The organism is Cecembia calidifontis, assembly GCF_004216715.1.
GTDB classification, from domain to species: Bacteria; Bacteroidota; Bacteroidia; order Cytophagales; family Cyclobacteriaceae; genus Cecembia_A; species Cecembia_A calidifontis.
Genome location: NZ_SGXG01000001.1, coordinates 616,263 through 634,770, shown reverse-complemented (window position 1 = coordinate 634,770; position 18,508 = coordinate 616,263). Strand labels below are relative to the sequence as shown.

The 18,508-nt window shown below is 40.1% G+C and carries 16 protein-coding genes; 6 read left to right on the top strand and 10 right to left on the bottom strand.

Translation table 11 applies throughout. The annotated features are described in order from the left end of the window. Positions 1-54 precede the first annotated feature (54 nt). The 3 genes from glmS to BC751_RS02760 form a co-directional block, all read right to left on the bottom strand. Complete coding sequence (gene glmS, locus BC751_RS02770; protein WP_130274216.1) at positions 55-1,896, bottom strand: glutamine--fructose-6-phosphate transaminase (isomerizing); 1,842 nt, start codon at positions 1,894-1,896, stop codon at positions 55-57. A 128-nt stretch (positions 1,897-2,024) separates the two neighbouring features. Beyond that, complete coding sequence (locus BC751_RS02765; RefSeq protein WP_242617345.1) at positions 2,025-3,392, bottom strand: DUF4270 family protein; 1,368 nt, start codon at positions 3,390-3,392, stop codon at positions 2,025-2,027. After that, the gene (locus tag BC751_RS02760; protein ID WP_106567972.1) at positions 3,352-4,164 is read right to left on the bottom strand and encodes a glycogen/starch synthase; all 813 of its coding nucleotides are present in this window, start codon (positions 4,162-4,164) and stop codon (positions 3,352-3,354) included. The genes BC751_RS02765 and BC751_RS02760 overlap by 41 nt, the downstream gene beginning before the upstream one ends. 124 nt (positions 4,165-4,288) lie before the next feature. Between BC751_RS02760 and panC the strand changes: the two genes are divergently transcribed. The 6 genes from panC (at position 4,289) to BC751_RS02730 (ending at position 9,553) form a co-directional block, all read left to right on the top strand. After that, entirely contained in the window at positions 4,289-5,137 is an 849-nt protein-coding gene (gene panC, locus BC751_RS02755) for a pantoate--beta-alanine ligase (protein ID WP_130274215.1), read from the top strand. A gap of 21 nt (positions 5,138-5,158) precedes the next feature. Beyond that, positions 5,159-5,506 carry an aspartate 1-decarboxylase gene (panD, locus tag BC751_RS02750; protein WP_130274214.1) on the top strand — a complete coding sequence of 116 codons (348 nt, stop codon included), beginning with the start codon at positions 5,159-5,161 and terminating at the stop codon, positions 5,504-5,506. Position 5,507: 1 nt separating this feature from the next. Beyond that, positions 5,508-6,509 (top strand): lysylphosphatidylglycerol synthase transmembrane domain-containing protein, encoded by a 1,002-nt coding sequence (locus BC751_RS02745; RefSeq protein WP_130274213.1) that lies wholly within the window; start codon positions 5,508-5,510, stop codon positions 6,507-6,509. 34 nt (positions 6,510-6,543) lie between these two features. After that, positions 6,544-7,230, top strand: a complete 687-nt coding sequence (locus tag BC751_RS02740) for a zinc metallopeptidase (protein ID WP_130274212.1) — start codon at positions 6,544-6,546, stop codon at positions 7,228-7,230. Positions 7,231-7,345: 115 nt separating this feature from the next. Beyond that, positions 7,346-8,485, top strand: a complete 1,140-nt coding sequence (locus BC751_RS02735; protein WP_130274211.1) for an acyl-CoA dehydrogenase — start codon at positions 7,346-7,348, stop codon at positions 8,483-8,485. A gap of 141 nt (positions 8,486-8,626) precedes the next feature. Beyond that, positions 8,627-9,553, top strand: a complete 927-nt coding sequence (locus BC751_RS02730) for an AraC family transcriptional regulator (protein WP_130274210.1) — start codon at positions 8,627-8,629, stop codon at positions 9,551-9,553. A 49-nt stretch (positions 9,554-9,602) separates the two neighbouring features. Here the strand turns inward: BC751_RS02730 and BC751_RS02725 are convergent, their stop codons facing one another. From BC751_RS02725 to BC751_RS02695, 7 genes are all read right to left on the bottom strand, one after another. Then, the gene (locus BC751_RS02725) at positions 9,603-10,979 is read right to left on the bottom strand and encodes a peptidylprolyl isomerase (protein WP_130274209.1); all 1,377 of its coding nucleotides are present in this window, start codon (positions 10,977-10,979) and stop codon (positions 9,603-9,605) included. Next, positions 10,972-11,844, bottom strand: a complete 873-nt coding sequence (locus BC751_RS02720; protein ID WP_341272818.1) for a peptidylprolyl isomerase — start codon at positions 11,842-11,844, stop codon at positions 10,972-10,974. Before BC751_RS02720 ends, BC751_RS02725 begins: the two co-directional genes overlap by 8 nt. Further along, a complete protein-coding gene (locus BC751_RS02715) occupies positions 11,828-13,831 on the bottom strand; it encodes a peptidylprolyl isomerase (protein WP_130274207.1) in 2,004 nt (667 codons plus the stop codon). Before BC751_RS02715 ends, BC751_RS02720 begins: the two co-directional genes overlap by 17 nt. Positions 13,832-13,922: 91 nt before the next feature. Further along, positions 13,923-14,339: an ATP-binding protein gene (locus tag BC751_RS02710; protein WP_165389782.1), complete on the bottom strand. Its 417-nt coding sequence runs from the start codon at positions 14,337-14,339 to the stop codon at positions 13,923-13,925. Further along, entirely contained in the window at positions 14,336-14,674 is a 339-nt protein-coding gene (locus BC751_RS02705) for an STAS domain-containing protein (RefSeq protein WP_130274206.1), read from the bottom strand. The genes BC751_RS02710 and BC751_RS02705 overlap by 4 nt, the downstream gene beginning before the upstream one ends. A 34-nt stretch (positions 14,675-14,708) precedes the next feature. After that, on the bottom strand, positions 14,709-16,769 hold the full coding sequence (locus BC751_RS02700) for a GAF domain-containing SpoIIE family protein phosphatase (RefSeq protein WP_130274205.1): 2,061 nt from the start codon (positions 16,767-16,769) through the stop codon (positions 14,709-14,711). A 314-nt stretch (positions 16,770-17,083) separates the two neighbouring features. Beyond that, the gene (locus tag BC751_RS02695; protein WP_130273823.1) at positions 17,084-18,391 is read right to left on the bottom strand and encodes an IS1380 family transposase; all 1,308 of its coding nucleotides are present in this window, start codon (positions 18,389-18,391) and stop codon (positions 17,084-17,086) included. Positions 18,392-18,508: the final 117 nt, after the last annotated feature.

Here is an 18,508-nt window from a genome sequence, read left to right as displayed (position 1 = left end):
AAAAAAAGAGGTCCAATACACCTATTGGACCTCTGACTTAATTTTTGAGTGAAATTATTCCACTGTTACAGATTTGGCCAAGTTTCTCGGCTGATCAACATTACAGCCTCTCATGACAGCAATATGATAAGAAAGCTGTTGCAATGGAATTACTGAGATTAATGGAACAAAAGCTTCTTCTGTTTCAGGAATTTCAATCACATAATCTGCCATTTGTTTCACCGTTGTGTCACCTTCGGTCACTACTGCGATGATTTTGCCTTTTCTTGCTTTCACTTCTTGGATATTGCTCACTACTTTTTCGTAGGAACTGTCTTTGGTAGCGATGAATACCACTGGCATTTCTTCATCGATCAAGGCGATAGGGCCATGTTTCATCTCTGCGGCAGGATAACCTTCGGCGTGGATATAGGAAATTTCTTTCAGTTTCAAAGCACCTTCCAAAGCTACCGGGAAATTATATCCCCTTCCTAAATATAGGAAGTTTCTGGCATCTTTGAATTTTGCAGCAATTTCCTTGATTTTATCATTGAGCTGTAGCGCTTTTTCAACTTTGGATGGGATAGTCTCCAATTCACTTAGGAGTTGCATATACCTGTTTTCAGAAAGGGTCCCTCTCTGGTATCCCAATTTCAGCGCCATCATGGTCAGTACCGAAATCTGGGCAGTAAATGCTTTGGTTGATGCTACTCCAATCTCCGGTCCGGCATGGGTATAAGAACCTGCATGGGTTGCTCTTGCGATGGAAGAACCTACGACGTTGCATACTCCAAAAATGGTTGCTCCTTTGGATTTGGCCAGTTCTATGGCTGCTAAGGTGTCAGCGGTCTCACCGGACTGGGAAATGGCAATGACAAAGTCCTTCTCACTGATGACAGGGTTTCTGTACCTGAATTCCGAGGCGTATTCTACTTCTACAGGAATCCTGGCAAATTCTTCAAACAGGTATTCGGCAACCAATCCGGCATGCCAGGAAGTTCCGCAGGCGGTGATAATGATCCTGTCCGCATTTTGGAATTTGTTCATATAATCCCTGAGGCCACCCAAAACTAACCTACCATTATTGGCATCCAGTCTTCCACGCATACAGTCCGCAATGGATCTTGGCTGCTCATTGATTTCTTTTAGCATGAAATGCTCGTAACCTCCTTTTTCTATGGCTTCCAACTCCATTTCAAGTTGGTTGATGTAAGGATTGGTTTCTACATTTTCAATGGTTTTGATCTGAAGTTTATTGTTTCTGATGACCGCAATTTCATAATCATCCAGATACACCACTTGTTTGGTATACTCTATAATAGGAGTGGCATCAGATGCAAGAAAATATTCATTTTCACCTACGCCAATTACCAAAGGAGATCCCTTTCTGGCAGCTATCAAAGTGTCAGGCTCTTCCATATTCATGATTACGATGGCATAGGCTCCGACCACCTTATGAAGAGCCAGCCTTACGGCTTCCTCCAAACTGCAGTGGTTATTGACATAAATATCTTCAATAAACTTGATGAAAACCTCAGAGTCTGTTTCAGACTGGAACCGATAACCCTTGTTCATCAGATCCTTTTTCAGTACATCATAGTTTTCAATGATGCCATTATGGATCATGGCAAATTTTTCGCTGGAAGAGTAATGCGGGTGTGCATTCACATCATTGGGTTCTCCATGGGTGGCCCAACGTGTATGACCAATACCGATTTTTGAAGTAAGGTTGCTAAAACCATTGAGATGATTCTCAAGTTCTGAGACTTTGCCTTTCTTTTTGTAGATACTCAGTCCATCTGAATTTAACAAAGCTACACCGGCGCTATCGTAGCCTCGGTATTCCAATCTCTTAAGTCCTTTGATGATGATGGGCAATGCTTCCTGCTGCCCTACATAAGCGACAATTCCACACATATGTAAAAATTTTTAAAAATTGTTTCAATAATGTAAAGGCAAACTTAATAAAAAGTAAGCCAATTAGCGAACTTTATTAAAATTGCACCAAAGTACACTGAGGCTTATTGAAAAAACCAGGGTTTTCCTTAGAAAGCCCTGGTTTTTGAATAGTAGATTTTGAGTATCGGACTTCTTGAGTCCAGGACGAATTCTCTTAATGATTGTCTGTATTCATCGGATCCGCTGACCAGTGGATACAAAATAAAATCCCTTCTCTCAATAGACCCTCTGTAAATGGCATTGACATGAGAGGTCAGAAACTGTCTGTATATATTTTTCTCTCTGTCATGAGCCAATAAGGCTGGTGCATCTGTGAATATTGGCTCTCCTGTAGTGGGGTCTACCTGAGGTCTTCCGTCAGGCTGAACGGCCATTACCCTTCCGTCTTCCCTTAATAAAACACGGTTGGTTTCATTGGTGAAGAACATCTGAAGAAATTGTGGGGGCCTATTGCTGGCGATGTTTCTTTCAAGGGGCCCTAATTCCAAGATCACCTGATTGAAAGTAACATTCCTTAAGGTGTCCAAAAAAGCATCCAAAGGACTCATATCCAGCCTTACCAAAATCCCGGTATTATTTTTCGAACCTGCCCTAGGGCCAAGATCATAGGTCACAAATTTTTCCGTAATGGCTTCAGTTGGGGTGCCGGTTGGATCATTGATGACTTGATTGAAATGTCTTGCTGAGTTGGAATTGATACCTGTAGCAATAGGATAAGCTCGGGATACAGTGTCTCCTTCATTTCTGTAAAAGAATACAAAACCGGTATTATTGCCCGGCCTCACAGTCATTGAGGCTTTTTCGTTTTCTGCCCCCTTGAAAACAATACCTGGAAGGAATTCCCTGAATGTGAAGACATCTGAAAAAGCGGTACCATCTTTGAGAGCTTCAAATAAATCCCGGGCAAAAGGATTTTCATTCAACGTGGCAAACACCAAGGTGTCCTGCCGTGCTGAAAAATTGAATGAAGCGGTAAAAATTGGATCTTGCTCATAATCCAAGCTGCTGAAATTATAGTAGCTGATATCCCTTATCTGTTCGTTCAAGCGGTGAACCTGGAAAGTTTTGGGGGAGTTGAGCTCATCTGCATTGACAAACCTCACGTTGAAATTAAACCTGACGGAATCCAAAACTGCATTGGGCTGAGGTCTGGCAATATCCCGATTAAATAACAACCTGGAGTAGGCAATGGCTTCGGTTTTTCCAAAGAAATCACCCTCATCACTTCCAAAAACCAGATTCTCGGTGTTTGTGGTGATCAGGGAGTCTTGTTTGATGACAAAAGCAGATAAGGGTATCTCTTGGTAGAATACCCCTATCTGATTGTTGTTGGGATCCAGTTCCAAACCTATATTGGAAGGATCTTCGCAGGAACTTAAAATCGGAAAGATAATCAACAGACCAAAGGCCAGTTTAGCCGGCAAGGTCAGTATATATGTTGTAGTAACTTTCAAAAAGTTGGTCTTCTTCTTCGCTGTTGATCTCACACTTCTTGTCTTTTGAGCACTCTTCAATGAGTTGGCTTAGGTTTTCAGATATTTCTTCACTCTTGATGACCACGTCAGCATATTCCATTCCAATTTTCAGGAAACCTTCGTAGTCTTTGGATTTGAGTGGGGCCAAAATGGAGTCGTCGATATCTACCATTTTAACTTTCTCCAACAAATCATCGCCAAATTTATGGTTAAATCCGGTATTGTAAATAGTGAATACGGATTTTGTGTCCTTAAATAATGGTTCGTTTTTGTAAGTAGTTTTAAGGTACATTGGGATCAAACTGGTCATCCAATCGTTACAATGCACGACATCAGGAGCCCAGCCTAATTTTTTGACGGTTTCTATTACTCCTTTGCAGAAGAAAATAGCCCTTTCGTCATTGTCTTCATAGAACCTTTCCTGTTTGTCGAAGAACACGCTTTTTCTTTGGAAGTAGTCTTCGTTGTCGATAAAGTACACCTGAAGTTTTGCATTTGGGATAGAAGCTACCTTAATGATCAAAGGTTTTTCTTCATCTCCTACGGCAATGTTGATTCCAGAAAGCCTAACCACCTCATGCAACCTGTTCTTTCTTTCGTTTATTAATCCAAATCTGGGAACAAGAATACGGATTTCCATTCCTTTTTCCTGCATCGCCTGTGGAAGGGCCCTCACGAAATTTGCTACCTCAGAGGTTTGAAGAAATGGGTTGATTTCACTTGCAACGTAGAGGATACGAAGTTTTGACATATCTTGTTGTTTTTGTTGAGGGATAATTAACGCACAAAGTTACAAAAAAAATATGGGAAAGCCATTGTTTTTCTGGATTATAACATAGTTTTGCCTCTATTTTACATTTATAAAATACAATACTGTGAACGTCCTCTATACTAAGGATACAGTCAAAAAATTTCTGCTCAGCCTGACAAAAAGCCAAAAAACAGTTGGTTTGGTGCCTACCATGGGCGCACTTCATGAAGGACATTTGGAATTGGTTAGAAATGCAAAAGAAAATTCTGATGTTGTCATTGTGTCTATTTTCGTAAATCCTACCCAGTTCAACAATCCCGATGACTTCGCCAAATACCCCAAAACTTTGGACAAAGACTTGGATTTATTGAAAAATATTGGGGTAGATGCTGTGTTTGTTCCTGAAAATCAAGAGGTTTATCCAGAGTCTCCAATGATTAAAATTGACTTTGGGGATTTGGAAAGGGTTTTGGAAGGGGCTTTTAGACCCGGGCATTTCAATGGGGTGGGGATAGTTGTTTCTAAGCTGTTAAATATTGTTAAACCTCATAAGGCCTTCTTCGGTCAGAAGGATTTACAGCAGGTGGCAGTTATCAAAAGATTGGTCAAGGATCTTTCATTTGATGTGGAAATCATTGTAGTCCCAACCGTAAGAGAGGCATCTGGACTTGCGCTTTCCTCCAGGAACCTTAGGTTAAGTCCTGAACAAAGGGAAATTGCTTTGGTATTATTTAAATCCCTTTCTTTTGCCAAAACTGAACTTTTAAAGGGTGAGCAGTGGTTAAATGTCAAATCCGAAATCCAAAACCAATTTAAACATACTCCGGAAGTAGAACTTGAGTATTTTGAATTGGTTGATTCTGAAAAAATGAAAGTTCTCGATGGTTTGCAGGAGGGAAATCCTATATCTATTTGCATCGCCGCTTACGTAGGTGAGGTGAGATTGATAGATAATATTTCGGTAAATCATTAGTTTTGCGCAAAATTTCAAGCAATGCAAATCCAACTATTAAAATCCAAAATCCACAGGGTAAAAATTACACAGGCAGAGTTACATTACGTGGGAAGCATCACCGTAGATGAAGACCTGATGGACGCTGCCAATATCATCGAAAATGAAAAGGTTCAGGTCGTCAATGTCAATAATGGTGAGCGACTGGAGACTTATGTCATCAAAGGTGAAAGAGGGAGTGGCATGATCTGTCTCAACGGTCCTGCTGCAAGAAAGGCACAGGTAGGAGATGTAGTCATTATCATATCCTATTGTTCTATGGAACTCGAAGAGGCAAAAAAGTACAAGCCAATCGTCATATTTCCAGATGATCACAATAAACTGATTTAAGGTGAGGCTTAATTACAAACAATGGATCCAGGTAGTACTCTCATTGGTGGTGGCTGTCTGGATCTTTTGGTTTTTATATAAAGATATAAGCCTGAATAGCCTGAAAGCAGCGCTTCGGGAAACTTCATTTTTATGGATTGGTCTTTCAGTAATCGTCTCCTTACTTGGTTATTGGATCAGGGCCTGGAGATGGGGGCTATTGATCGAAGCGGGGGAAAAGATTAAAATCTCCACCTGGAGCGCATTTGTGGCACTTATGATTGGTTATTTGGCCAATCTTTTAGTTCCTCGTGCTGGTGAAGTGGCACGTTGTGGTATTTTAGCCAAAACCGAAAACCAGCAAATGGGTAAGTTACTGGGTACGGTCATCCTGGAGAGGACCATAGACCTGCTTTTTATGATGGTTACAATTTTTCTGGCATTTGGGCTGGAGAACCAGACATTTCTAAGTTTAATAGGGGATTTGGTTGCCTGGGATGGATTTTTTGAAAGAGTAAGCAAATCCATGCCAATGGTCTTAGGAGGGGGCTTGGTGGCTGTATTATTCTTTTACTTTGTATTTCAAAAATACAGGGACAGCAGTATTTTGAGAAAGATCAGACATTTTATAAGGGATATGATTCAGGGCTTTGTCAGTTTGAGAAAAGTAAAGAATCAAACTGGTTTTTGGTTAAGCTCAGTAATGATTTGGCTCATATACTATCTGATGATGCTATTTGTGGCCTGGGCAATACCCACCACTGCCAGTCTGTCATTGAGTGCGGTACTTATCGTGATGGTAATGGGAAGTATTGGCATGGTAGCGCCTGTTCAGGGCGGAATAGGAACCTTCCATGCATTAGTGGCCTTTATTTTGATGGCATATGGATTGAGTGATGAGCAGGGAAAAATCTTCGCGGTGATCATACACAGCAGTCAGGTATTGACCATTATCCTGATGGGAATGATCACTTTAGGATTTTTCTTTAAAATTACTGCTAAAAAGGAATCCAAAACGTATTAAATTCGTAATTACAAAAGCAAAAAATTAAATAACTATGATTATACTTATTGTCGTTGTATTTGCCATTCTTGGATTTGTAGTCAGCAACAGGCTAAAAAGTAAATTCAAAAAGTATTCACAGACCTCTCTTCACGCAAATCTTTCAGGAAAAGAAATTGCGGAGTTGATGTTGGCCGACCATAATATCAGAGATGTTCAGGTGATATCGGTGGAGGGGCAGTTGACCGACCATTATAATCCGATGAACAAAACGGTCAATCTTAGTCCAGATGTTTATTATGGAAGAAATGCTGCCGCCGCCGCAGTTGCTGCCCATGAATGTGGTCATGCTATACAACATGCCACTGCTTACTCTTGGCTAAAGATGAGGTCAGCCATGGTCCCAATCCAGAACATCAGTGGAAAAATCCTGAATGTGGTGCTGATTGCATCACTTTTTGGAGGTTTTGCACTTGGTTTCCCGGTGGAGCTTATCGGTGCCATCGTAGTGGGAGCGTATGGTGTGATGACTTTATTTACCCTGGTGACTTTGCCGGTTGAATTTGATGCTTCTGCCAGAGCTTTGGCTTGGGTAAGGGACAGGAATATTGTGACAAGAGATGAATATGGAATGTCCAAAGATGCCCTGAAGTGGGCTGCCATGACTTATGTAGTTGCAGCATTGGCTTCTTTGGCTACATTGGCCTATTACATCTGGGTATTTTTTGGAAACAGAGAGTAGCCAGAAACTATTTTAATCCATTTGAGTTTACATTTAAGGGACAAGAAATTGTCCCTTATTTATTTTGTAACTAACTTCCAAGCGGAAAAAAATAAAACCCAAATATCAATACATTATGCATTTTGAACTTACCGAAGAGCACATTGCAGTGCGGGATGCTGCCAGGGATTTTGCCAGGGCAGAATTATTGCCAGGGGTAATAGAAAGAGATACGGAGGCCAAATTCCCTTTTGAGCAGATCAAAAAGATGGGTGAACTGGGCTTTATGGGAATGATGGTCGATCCAAAATATAATGGAGGTGGGATGGATACTATCTCCTATGTGCTGGCCATGGAGGAGATTTCCAAAATAGATGCTTCGGCCTCTGTTTCCATGTCGGTGAACAATTCCTTGGTTTGTTGGGGATTGGAAAAATACGGCACGGAAGCCCAAAAGGAAAAATACCTTAAAAGATTAGCTACCGGAGAGATCATAGGTGCCTTTTGTCTTTCTGAGCCAGAAGCGGGCTCTGATGCTACTTCACAAAAAACAACGGCAGAACTAAAAGGTGATCATTATGTCCTAAATGGCACCAAAAACTGGATTACCAATGGTTCCACAGCATCTGTTTACTTGGTAATTGCCCAGACCGACCCTGCTAAAGGCCATAAGGGAATTTCTGCTTTCATTGTTGAAAAAGGTTGGGATGGATTTGTCATCGGAAAAAAAGAAGACAAGTTAGGTATTAGAGGTTCTGATACGCACTCTTTGATGTTTACTGATGTCAAAGTACCGGTAGAAAACAGGATAGGAGAGGAAGGGTTCGGATTTACCTTTGCTATGGAAACCCTTAACGGAGGAAGAATAGGGATTGCTGCGCAGGCATTGGGAATAGCATCTGGCGCCTACGAACTGGCAGTTGCCTATTCTAAGGAAAGAAAAGCTTTTGGCAAACCTATCTCTCAGCATCAAGCCATTCAGTTTAAATTAGCGGACATGGCCACCCAAATAGAGGCAGCAAGGCTGTTGGTGCTCAAATCCGCATGGCTGAAAGATCAAGGAAAGGATTATGCCTATGCCAGCGCCATGGCCAAATTATATGCTTCCGAAGTTGCCATGAATGTGACGATTGAGGCTGTTCAGGTGCACGGAGGATATGGTTATGTAAAAGAATACCATGTGGAAAGACTGATGCGAGATGCCAAAATTACCCAGATCTATGAGGGTACGAGCGAGATTCAAAAAATAGTTATATCGAGAAGTCTTTTAAGATAATCCCCAAAATATTTCTTAAAAAGGCATAAAATATAATTTTTATGCCTTTTTTCGTTCTTTTTCAAATTTTATGCTTAATTTTTCCAAAGGATTGTTGAAATTTATCCTACTTTTACACTCGAACTTAAACCTAGAGGCAACATGGAATATTACAATAAAGTCATAGAATCGGTTGGAGTCCGCTTCTTAAAAGGCAATAATTACAAAATCGAAAAATCTGTCTCTGTTTTGGACTATCAAGACACTGATAATTCTTTGATTTTATTGCATCAGGGCGTCTTGAAATTTGGAGAGGATCAGGAACTGATCAATGAAGGAGAAATGCTTTTCATCCCTTCCGGTAGGAAGACTTCTATTTCTTTTGGCTCTGTAGGAAAGAAGGGAGAAATCACTAATGAGAATTTTGTTGACAATAAAAGAAAGTACCTTCAGACAATCAGCTTCAAGGAAATCAAAAGCCTTGACGAAGACTGTATTTCAATTGTGAACTTTGAAGCCAAAGTATTTGATGTGGTCAATTTTTTCAATTCATTGGGTATTCCTCCTTTTGCTATCAGGTTCAATGACAGGCTTGCGACAATCGTGGAAGATCTTGTTAAAGAAAGTGAACAGAATATACCCGGCAAAGAGCGGGTGATGAAAATCCATTCCGAGCTTTTGGTAATTGAGATTGTGCGCCACATTTTAAAGAACAGACTCTTTATGGAGGAGTTGTCCACAAACAGTACCTATTTCAAAGACCCAAGGCTGATCGACCTGTTCAATTATATCAAGAAAAATATCGGCGGGGACCTTTCCAATAAGGTTTTGGCCAAAGTTGCCAATGTTTCGGAAGATTATGTAGGGCAGTATTTCAAAATGTTGACCGGAATCAATCCTCAGGATTACATTGAGTACCAAAGAATGGAGGCTGCGGTAGAATTGCTGAGGACATCAAAGAAAAGTATCCGGGATATTGGTAAAGAGGTAGGCTACAAAGATACTGCCTATTTCTGTAGAAGATTTAAGATGATGTACGGTTTGCCGGCTGGAAAAATGAGACGCAGAGAATCTCTGATTAATGTGTAGGCTAATAAATAACGAAAAAGCCGCCTGATTAAATCAAGCGGCTTTTTTGTTACTTGTCTTTAAGCGGTTCACATCGATCGTAAGAAGGATCAATATCAATGAAAACATCTTCTTTTGCGGTAAGGAACCAACGGCTCAATATGCCCTCTTCCTTTTTCCTCCTTGCAGCTGCTTTGAGCTTTTCGTAATCATCATCCATGTTGGCCCTGTGTGCAGGGAACCTTTGCTTGTAATAAAGGATCCTCACTTTCGTTCCTTCTCTTTCATCTTCAAATCGCATGGGTGCTGTAATGCTTCCAACTTTCATTGTATCAATGGTAAAATAGAGAACAGGATCTTCCAAAGTTCTTAATGTAAGTCTGTTGGAGCCATTTTGAGGATCTACGAAAAAGCCTCCATTATCTGAGGTAGCCCGATCATCAGAATATTCTTTAGCAGCCTTTGCAAAATCAATTTTGTTCTCCACGATTTGCGTCCTTAAACTGTCCAAATACCTTTCTGCTTGTTTGATGTCCTCTTCTGAAGGCAAAGGTCTTAATAAGATATGACGTGTATTGTAGGTATTGCCTCTCCTCTCAAGAAGTTGGATCAAGTGAAAACCAAACATGGTCTCTACGGGATCGCTGATTTCGCCCGGCTTCAGCCCCAATGAGGTAGCTTCATATTCAGGAGCCAATTCTCCTCTTCTGAAAAAACCAAGTTCTCCACCCATCATTGCTGAACCAGGATCTTCTGAATATTGCCTGGCGAGCGTCTGGAAATCATCTGTTCCGTCCAAAATCCTTTGCTTGAAATTTTTTAACCGGTTTTCAAGCTCTTTTTTTACTTCTTGATTGACATCCGGTTTTTTTACAATTTGTCCTACCACTACTTCTGCTGAAAAGAAAGGCAGTGAATCTCTGGGAATAGAATTAAAAAATTTCCTCACCTCAGCTGGAGAAACTGTCAGCCCTTCTGTGATTTTTGCCTGCATTTTATTGATGATCAACTGCTCTCTAATCGGCTCTTCTATTTCCGCTTTGAGCTGATCTGCAGTCTTGCCATAAATTTCAGGGATGACGCTTTCATCTCCTCCAAGCTGCATCATGATCATATTGAATCTCTGATCAGCTTGCAGCATCACTTCAGCATCCGAAACCATTACAGAGTCCAGTTCTGCTTTGGCTACCATCAGTTTATTGATCAGAAGTGATTCAAATACATCACAACGCGTAGGTACTTCAAAACCTTGTTGGGACTGGGCGATAGCTTCCAGATAAGCTTTTTGTACATCAGATTCGAGAAGGATATAATTATTGACTTTAGCAACTATTTTGTCTAAAACCTGCCCGGTAGTCGGATTACTGGATTGAGCATTTTCCTGTGCCTGGATTGATGTAATCTGCAAACCAAGGAATACAATCAGGAGATACTTCAATTTACTCATATATTTTAAACTCATTGTTTTCAAGTGCGCGGTTATATATTTCTTTTTGCAATTCTTCGACGAGTTGAACTTTCCTTTTGTTGAGCAGGATTTGGTAAATTTCGTCCTTCACAAATTCTATAGGAGGAACCTGATCAGCCAATTTATATTCCAATATCCTGAAATAATATTTATACCGCTCGTCCTCTACAATAATCAACTTATTGTTTCTAAGGAGACCTACCAAATTGGGGCTATCTGCCAATGGACTGTTTGCGATAATATCATCCACTTTTACCCAAGTTGCATCTTCCATAAAGTAATTGGAGGCGAAGTCCAATACAATTTTATTCAATGCCTCTTTTTGTTCACCCTCCTGTAACCTCAATAACCTTTCCAAATTTCTGTTTTGAGGGTGGTTTCTTTCAATTTTAACAAAGTTTACCCTGAAGATGATCTCTTTAAGGTTAAAATTTTGTTTATTGGCTTCATAATATTGGACAATCTCCTGCTCGGGGATATTGGTGTCGAGATGGGAGTCCAGGTATGCTTTTTCATATTCATATACCATTAAGGCATATTTGTAATCCAATAGCTTTCTATTGATTTCAGCCTCATCATATGCCATGGACCGGGATGCTTCTCTGATCATCAGCTGCTTTCTGATCCAGGATTGGATATATCTGTTGATGATACTGCTACTATCTGATGCTGATAACCCTTGGGTGTTTACCAAGGTCAGGTCAGATTTTCTAAGCACCTGTTGGTCTATAGAGGCGACTATCGGATCTGCCTCATCTTCTTTATCGGATTTGAACCGAAAAAGATCACAGGAGGCTGTGATGACGATCAATAAAGCCCAGCAAATCTTAGTTGCCCACGACAAGGTTATAAATTTTATTTTTCTCATCCTCATTGATACGGATGATATAGTTGTTTTTTAAAGCAGTGACAAGTTCGCGTTCAAGATACTGTTGGTAATCCTGAATGACTTTTCCTCTTGTTTCATTGAACTTTTTGATTTCAGAAGGAACTTTCTCTCCCAGGATGATAAAGGTGGTTTTTCCATCCCATTTGATTTCCTGAAATTCTTTGTTTGGATCTATTTTTGAGAGAATAGGGTGTTTTTCCCATTCAAATAAACCTTCTTCCATGGTGAAAGCCAAAGGATTATTTAACAGGAATGTATTTTCCAATCTGTCAGATAGATCACTTCTATATTTTTTATCCGCTAAAAAGCGCCTTACTGAACTGCTGCTTTCTTCTTTGCCCATTATGACAATCAGGGCCCTCAATCTTTCATTCCAGGTGTAATTTTCTTTGTGCTCCTCATAGAATTTAAGTTGCCCGATGCTGTCCATCAGCGCTTTTTGCCAAACCTTTTCATTCATAAGGGAAAAGAGTAAAATGCCATCCCTGTATTCCTGAAGCAGAAGTTTGTATTCTTGGTTATTGGCAGTCAGGTCTTTTTCCTCTGTTTGGTTCAGTGTAGCTTCAATAAACCGTTCAAGGGAGCCATTAAAGCTGTTTTTGGAGCCTATCCTTACATTCCCTTTTTCAGCTTCGAGGAAGTTGAGGTAATCCGCAACTGTGTTTGGTTTGCCCTGAACCGTGAAAAGTACACTGTCCTGTAAATGACGGGAATTGATGGCGTCTTTTATTTCATTGGCAGATGACTGGTTGATTATACCCTGTATTTGGGCCACCATTCCTTCATTTTCCACAAATGAATATCTTGATTTCTGTATAGCCGTTACCTGTGACTGAATCAGCCCTGATCTGCTGTCCCTTAAGATCCTGGATTTGATCATGGGCTCCATTTCTTCAAAAGAAGCAATTGGCCTTCTTTCCTCCAGTCTGATTATATGATAACCATAGGGTGTTTTTACGGGCGGAGAGATTTCACCTTCTTCATTTAAAGCAAAAGCAACCCTTTCAAATTCAGGAATCACTGTACCTAGACTGATCCAGGGAAGGGCGCCCCCTGAGTTTTTACTGCCGAGGTCTTCAGAATATATCCTGCAGACATCTTCCCAAACACTTTCAGGCTTTTGTAGTTCAGAATAGATTTCTCCTATTTTCCTAAGTGCCCTTTCTTCTGAAACTGGGTCTCCTGCCTGTGTTCTCACAAGGATATGGGACACCTTGATCTCACCCGGATTGGGCTTTCTGTCTTCTACTTTAATGATGTGATAGCCGAAATTGGTCAAGATAGGATCAGAAATTTCACCTATACCTAACGAATAGGCAGCGTCCTCAAACTGATGTACCATTTGAAGGGCAGTAAAATAACCTAAACTGCCTTTGTTTTCTTTTGCGGAAGGGTCATCCGAATATTCCAATGCAAGTTCATTGAAGTCGGCACCTGCCTCTGCTTCCGCTTTTAGTTTCTGTGCCATTCGAAATACAGCGATGGTATCTTCTCTGCTGGCATTGTTTGGAAACTGTAACAGGATATGGCTTGCCTTGACCACTTCTTTCATCCTGTTGTAGGCTTTCATTAATTCACCTTGTTGAAGGGAGTTTTTAATTAAGAATGGCTGTATCAGATCATCTTTAAAAACCTCAAATTCCCTTCTGAATTCTTCCAAGGTATCCAGTCCAAGATTTTCAGCTTCTTTAACTTTTAATTTGTAATTGATGAAAAGCTCCAGGTTTTCTTCAAATTCTTGAGGACTGATTTTCTCTTCTTTTTCCTGAAACTGTCGGTTTTTTGATAATAGGTATAAAAATTCATCTGAAAGGATCTCCTCATTGCCAATGGTCATAAGGGGAACAGGAGCTTGTTCCTGGGCCTCTTCAACCACTATAGTCTTTGGGCTACAGGAAAATCCAATTGCCAAGATGGAAAACCAAAGGTATTTTTTAATCATAGGGTAATACTTGCCAAAATTATACTGCAATGTTACGAATTAAATAAGAAAAAATCTTGGAACTTATAGCACTGACCCACAATATTAACATTTATTTGGATTTAAGCTGTTTGATCAATCTGCAGGTGTTTTTCTGTCCGTTGGATTCGAATTCAATCCTGTCCATTATTTTTTTTACCAGCATGATGCCCAATCCCCCTTTTCTTTTTGTTTTGACGACTTCGGTAAGTTCCGGTTCCTGGTATTCCAAAATGTTAAACCCTTGACCCATGTCCACTATTTCAAAAATCACTTCCTCTTCATTCAATAAGGCTGAAACATTGATAAAACTATTGGGATTGCAGGCATGGGAATGGATCATCAGGTTGGCACAAACTTCTTCTACTGCCAATATCACCTGGTGTTTTTCAATTTCCCCCAATCCGGTTCCCTGCAGGGTCTTAGTTAAAAAATCCCGAAGTATCGCCAACTGGTTTGTATTGCAATATAGTTTCAACCGCTCAATCATGCCATTGCCTCAAGGGCCTCTTCTTGGGTATTTTTAATAGCAATCAATTTATCAAGACCCAAAATGATGAATACTTGATGCACTTTTTCCAATAGTCCAAAAATGATGATCTGAATTTCTTTTTCCTGAAATTCTTCAAGGTAAGACATGAATACCCCCAATCCTGCCGATGAGATATATTCCAAGTGTGTACCGTCTACCAGAATTTTTTTTGCTCCCTGCTGCAGGATTTCCTGTATGGCCGCATCTAAGTCCACTGAATTGCTCGCATCTATTTCGCCTGAAAGGGACAAAATAAAATGGTCATTGGCTCTCGTATATTCAATTTTCAGCATGTGTCTATATACGCGTTTAAAATTTTTTTGGTTTTCACTTAAATTTGATGACCATGATTGAATAGTCATCATCAGCGATCCTATTCTTTCCTACGAATTTGAATACTTCCTGTATGATTTTTTGTTGGATTTCTTCAGGGTTATTTAAAGCATTTTTTGTCAAGGTGTTTTTTAACCTTTCATATCCGAATTCCATGCCCTCACTGTTTTTGGCTTCTACTATACCATCTGTATACAAAACCAGCACATCTCCCGAGCTGAAGCTAAAGGTTTTTTCCTCGATATATCTCTCAAACATTTGGTTTCTTAAAATACCAAGCCCCATCCCTCCAATACTGAGATAGGATGATTCCTGCTTTTGGCTGTTGAAATATAATGTAGGGCAATGTCCTGCTCGGCTGTAAGTTACCGTTTTATTGCTGGTGTGAACGATAAAATACGAAGTAGTGATAAAATGGTTCTTTTCCAGGCACTGGCTCAGCGCATTATTGGCCAAAACCAAAAATTCTTTTGGTGCCGGGTGAATCTGGACCAAGCTATGGAAAACCCCTTTCATCTGGGACATGTTGAAAGCGGCGGAAGTTCCTTTTCCTGATACATCCCCAATTATCAAAGCAAATTCATTGTCTCCCAAATCCCAAGTTTCGTAATAGTCACCCCCAACTTCATCTGCAGCTGCTGAAAAAGCAGCAATTTCAAATGCCTCATTATGATGGAGTTTTTCCGGCAGCAGACTTCTCTGAACCCGCTGTGCAATTTTTAGCTCCTCCTTGTACCGCTCTGTTTTTATCGCCTCGTTCAAAAGTCTGTAATTTTCCACAGAAATACAGGCCTGCCCCACAAAAGTGGAAATGATATTGATCATTTCCTTGTTGAATCCATCCCGTACCTCTTTAAGGAGAAATAATCGTCCAATGGTTTTTTGATTGACCACCAGGGGTACCATGAAGGCTGATTTGTAAACCGAATGCGTTATTTTTCCGTGGAAAATTTTTAAGTCATTTTCCGGGCTGTTCCAATCAAAGTTTTCAAAGGGTTTACTTTTATCAATCAGTTCTGTGATTTTAATTATAGATTTCTTGTCGGTAAACCTTTCCTGGATAAGATGCTTTTCTCCGGATTCATCTATTAATTCAAGCCAACCTGCATCTGCATAAGAAGCGCTCATACAGCTATCCACCAAAATATCCAATACCTGAGTTTCGTTCTGTCCCGGTTTGATAGATTGGCTTAAGCGCTGAAAGTTGATGGCTTCGACCAGTTTTTGTTCAAATACTGAAGAAGTAGGCAGGTTAAACAAGGTCACCAAAAAGCTGAAAAGAGAATAAATAAAGACAAAGCCAAAAAGGCCGATCAAAAATAAATTATCCGTAAGGTTAACAGGTATTTGCTTGGCATCACTGTAAGAAAGCAGCTGAATAAAAAGGTAAGAGGAAGAAACCAGGATGATAAAAAAGAAGAGTATGGACTTCCACTTTTCTTTGAAAGTGAGGTAGGGAATCCATTTTAAGTTGATAGAAAGGGAAATGGAAAAGATAACCAGGAAGACCAACCCAAAAAGGAAGCTATAGTCCAGGGTATTCTTGTTGAAGAAAATAAAAAACATGCTGATAAGGAGCAGTATTTCAAAAGCCTGCCACTGTTGTACCACTTTTTTTGTTTTTTGATACAGGATCAGTCTTTTCCACAAAAGGGTACAGGATATTAAGAATAAAGTAGTCAGCGCAAAGTTGACATGATAAAAGAAATTCCTCAGCAAAGGATCTTCTGAAAGTCTTGAGTCACCCAATGCCATATAAAAGCCTCTGACCAACAAAGAAATGGCCAAAGCCAAAATACCCGTAGTAGCCCCCCTCCAGATCAGATTTAAGAATTCATTCCTTTCACTTTTTGCTATGGAATAATTGTAAAAAAGATAGACCATGGTGAAAAAGGAAATTTCCAAGATATAGGAAACTTCAGGCGCAACCCCAGATTCGATCTGGTTGAGTTCCCCAAAAATCCGGGTAATATCAACAAAGAGTAATGCTAGCCAGGAAAGAATGGCTACCAGTACACTGATTTTTCCGATATTTGGGGTTTGAAGTTTGAACATTGTTCTGAACGCACCACAATAATACCAAAACAAACTTAAAATTTCTTTAACCGTTTGATCCTATAGCCAGAAAATAATGTTCCTAAAATCCGCAGGATTTTAGTTTGGAGATTTGAATCTGCTTGTTTGTGTTCATTTTTGGTCTAGTTCGGGAATTTCTTCCCTTTGATTGAAGAGTGTTCATAGTTTTGAGACAATGGATTTTAGGTTTGAGGATAAAATGGACGGTTTTTTTCCTCAATTTTAATGGAAAAGGCATACCTCTTCCCTGTAAATCTTTATTTTTTGAGCTCCTGAGGGGTTTTTATCTGAATTTAGTTCAAAATCGGCTTGTAATCCTTACTCGTGAACAGTTTGAGCACTTCTCTTCTTCCCGTTCTTATCCACTTGGCTGAAACAGTGATAAATCTGAAGATAAACTTCTTGAGCCTGTCGGTAGGCTTAAGCCAATCAACTTTTCTGGAATACTCTCCAATGATATAGGTGTAAAAATTGGCATACATAGCCGTCATAAGCATAAAGGAGGTATTCTCTGCAAGGAACGAACAGGGCAACTTAGACCAGCCAAAGTCATTGTTGAGTACATCAAACAAGCGTTCGCTTGCACCCCGGGCGTTATAAAACCTTACAACAGCTTCATTGGACGATGTATGTTCATTGGTCAGAATAGCCCTGTAAGTAAATGCATCTCCACTAAACACATCTGCCTGCCCGTCTTTACGCCTGATTCTGGTAATGACCAGCCTGTAAGACCTGTCTTTACCGAAAGGTTTGTAGTCGGATAGGTCAGTAACTTCCATTTCCTGTACACCCAAACGTATTTTCTGCCACTTCTCAGGGGCTATACTTCCAAGGATATTATCCAGTTTGGCACATCTGTTTGCCCGTATATAAAAGCTTTCGGTATGTGCTTCCAGTGTGCGGAGAACTTCTTCCTGATAGGATGCTGAATCGGCTCTGAACCTTCCGATACGGATATTTTCATTGGTAAGCTGCCCAAACATGCGTGTAAGTGTATCAGCCTGCAAATATTTGGCCTGACTGTTGCCATTTCTGCCCTCTACGTACACAGGAATGGCCTGTGAAAATTCAGGATGTGCTATGGAAGCTACACCTGGCTGATATCCATAGACGTGTTTATATGTCTTTTTTGAATCGTACTTTTCAGTTGGAATGACGGTGTTGTCATAATCGAGGTCGTAAGCAACACCTGACTTGAGTAATCCGGTCTTACAAGCTGATTTTAACAACAAGCTGTTGAGTTTTCCATTGATATTAAATTCATGGCTTACTCCACTGGACGGATTTATAAAGAGTTCTGTATCAACAGCAAGCTCTTTGATACCTCTCAGAATTGTATCGGCACTGCATACTGAAAATGAAGGGACCTGTTCAAGTGCGTCTCTCAAGTGAACATTGATATCTTCAGTACAGTCGCCACCATTAAAGAAAATAGCCATATGATTGGCGAAAATGTCACTGTATGAAAACCCTCCCCTTAAGGCTCTAACCCCCAATTGATTATCAATGAGTTCTGGGAGACCAGAATTTTTGAAAGAGTTAAAAACAAAATTAAAACCTCCGAAAGGTGTGATTTTTTCTGTCGAATTCGTAATTTTCATACCGCTTATCTAGTTTGAGTGGTATCATCTAAATAAGTGAAAAAAAACGAGCCGGAAAAGCCTGAATTGAATAAATTCAGCCACTTTTTCGGCTTTTTTTAAATCCGCCCTGCGGAT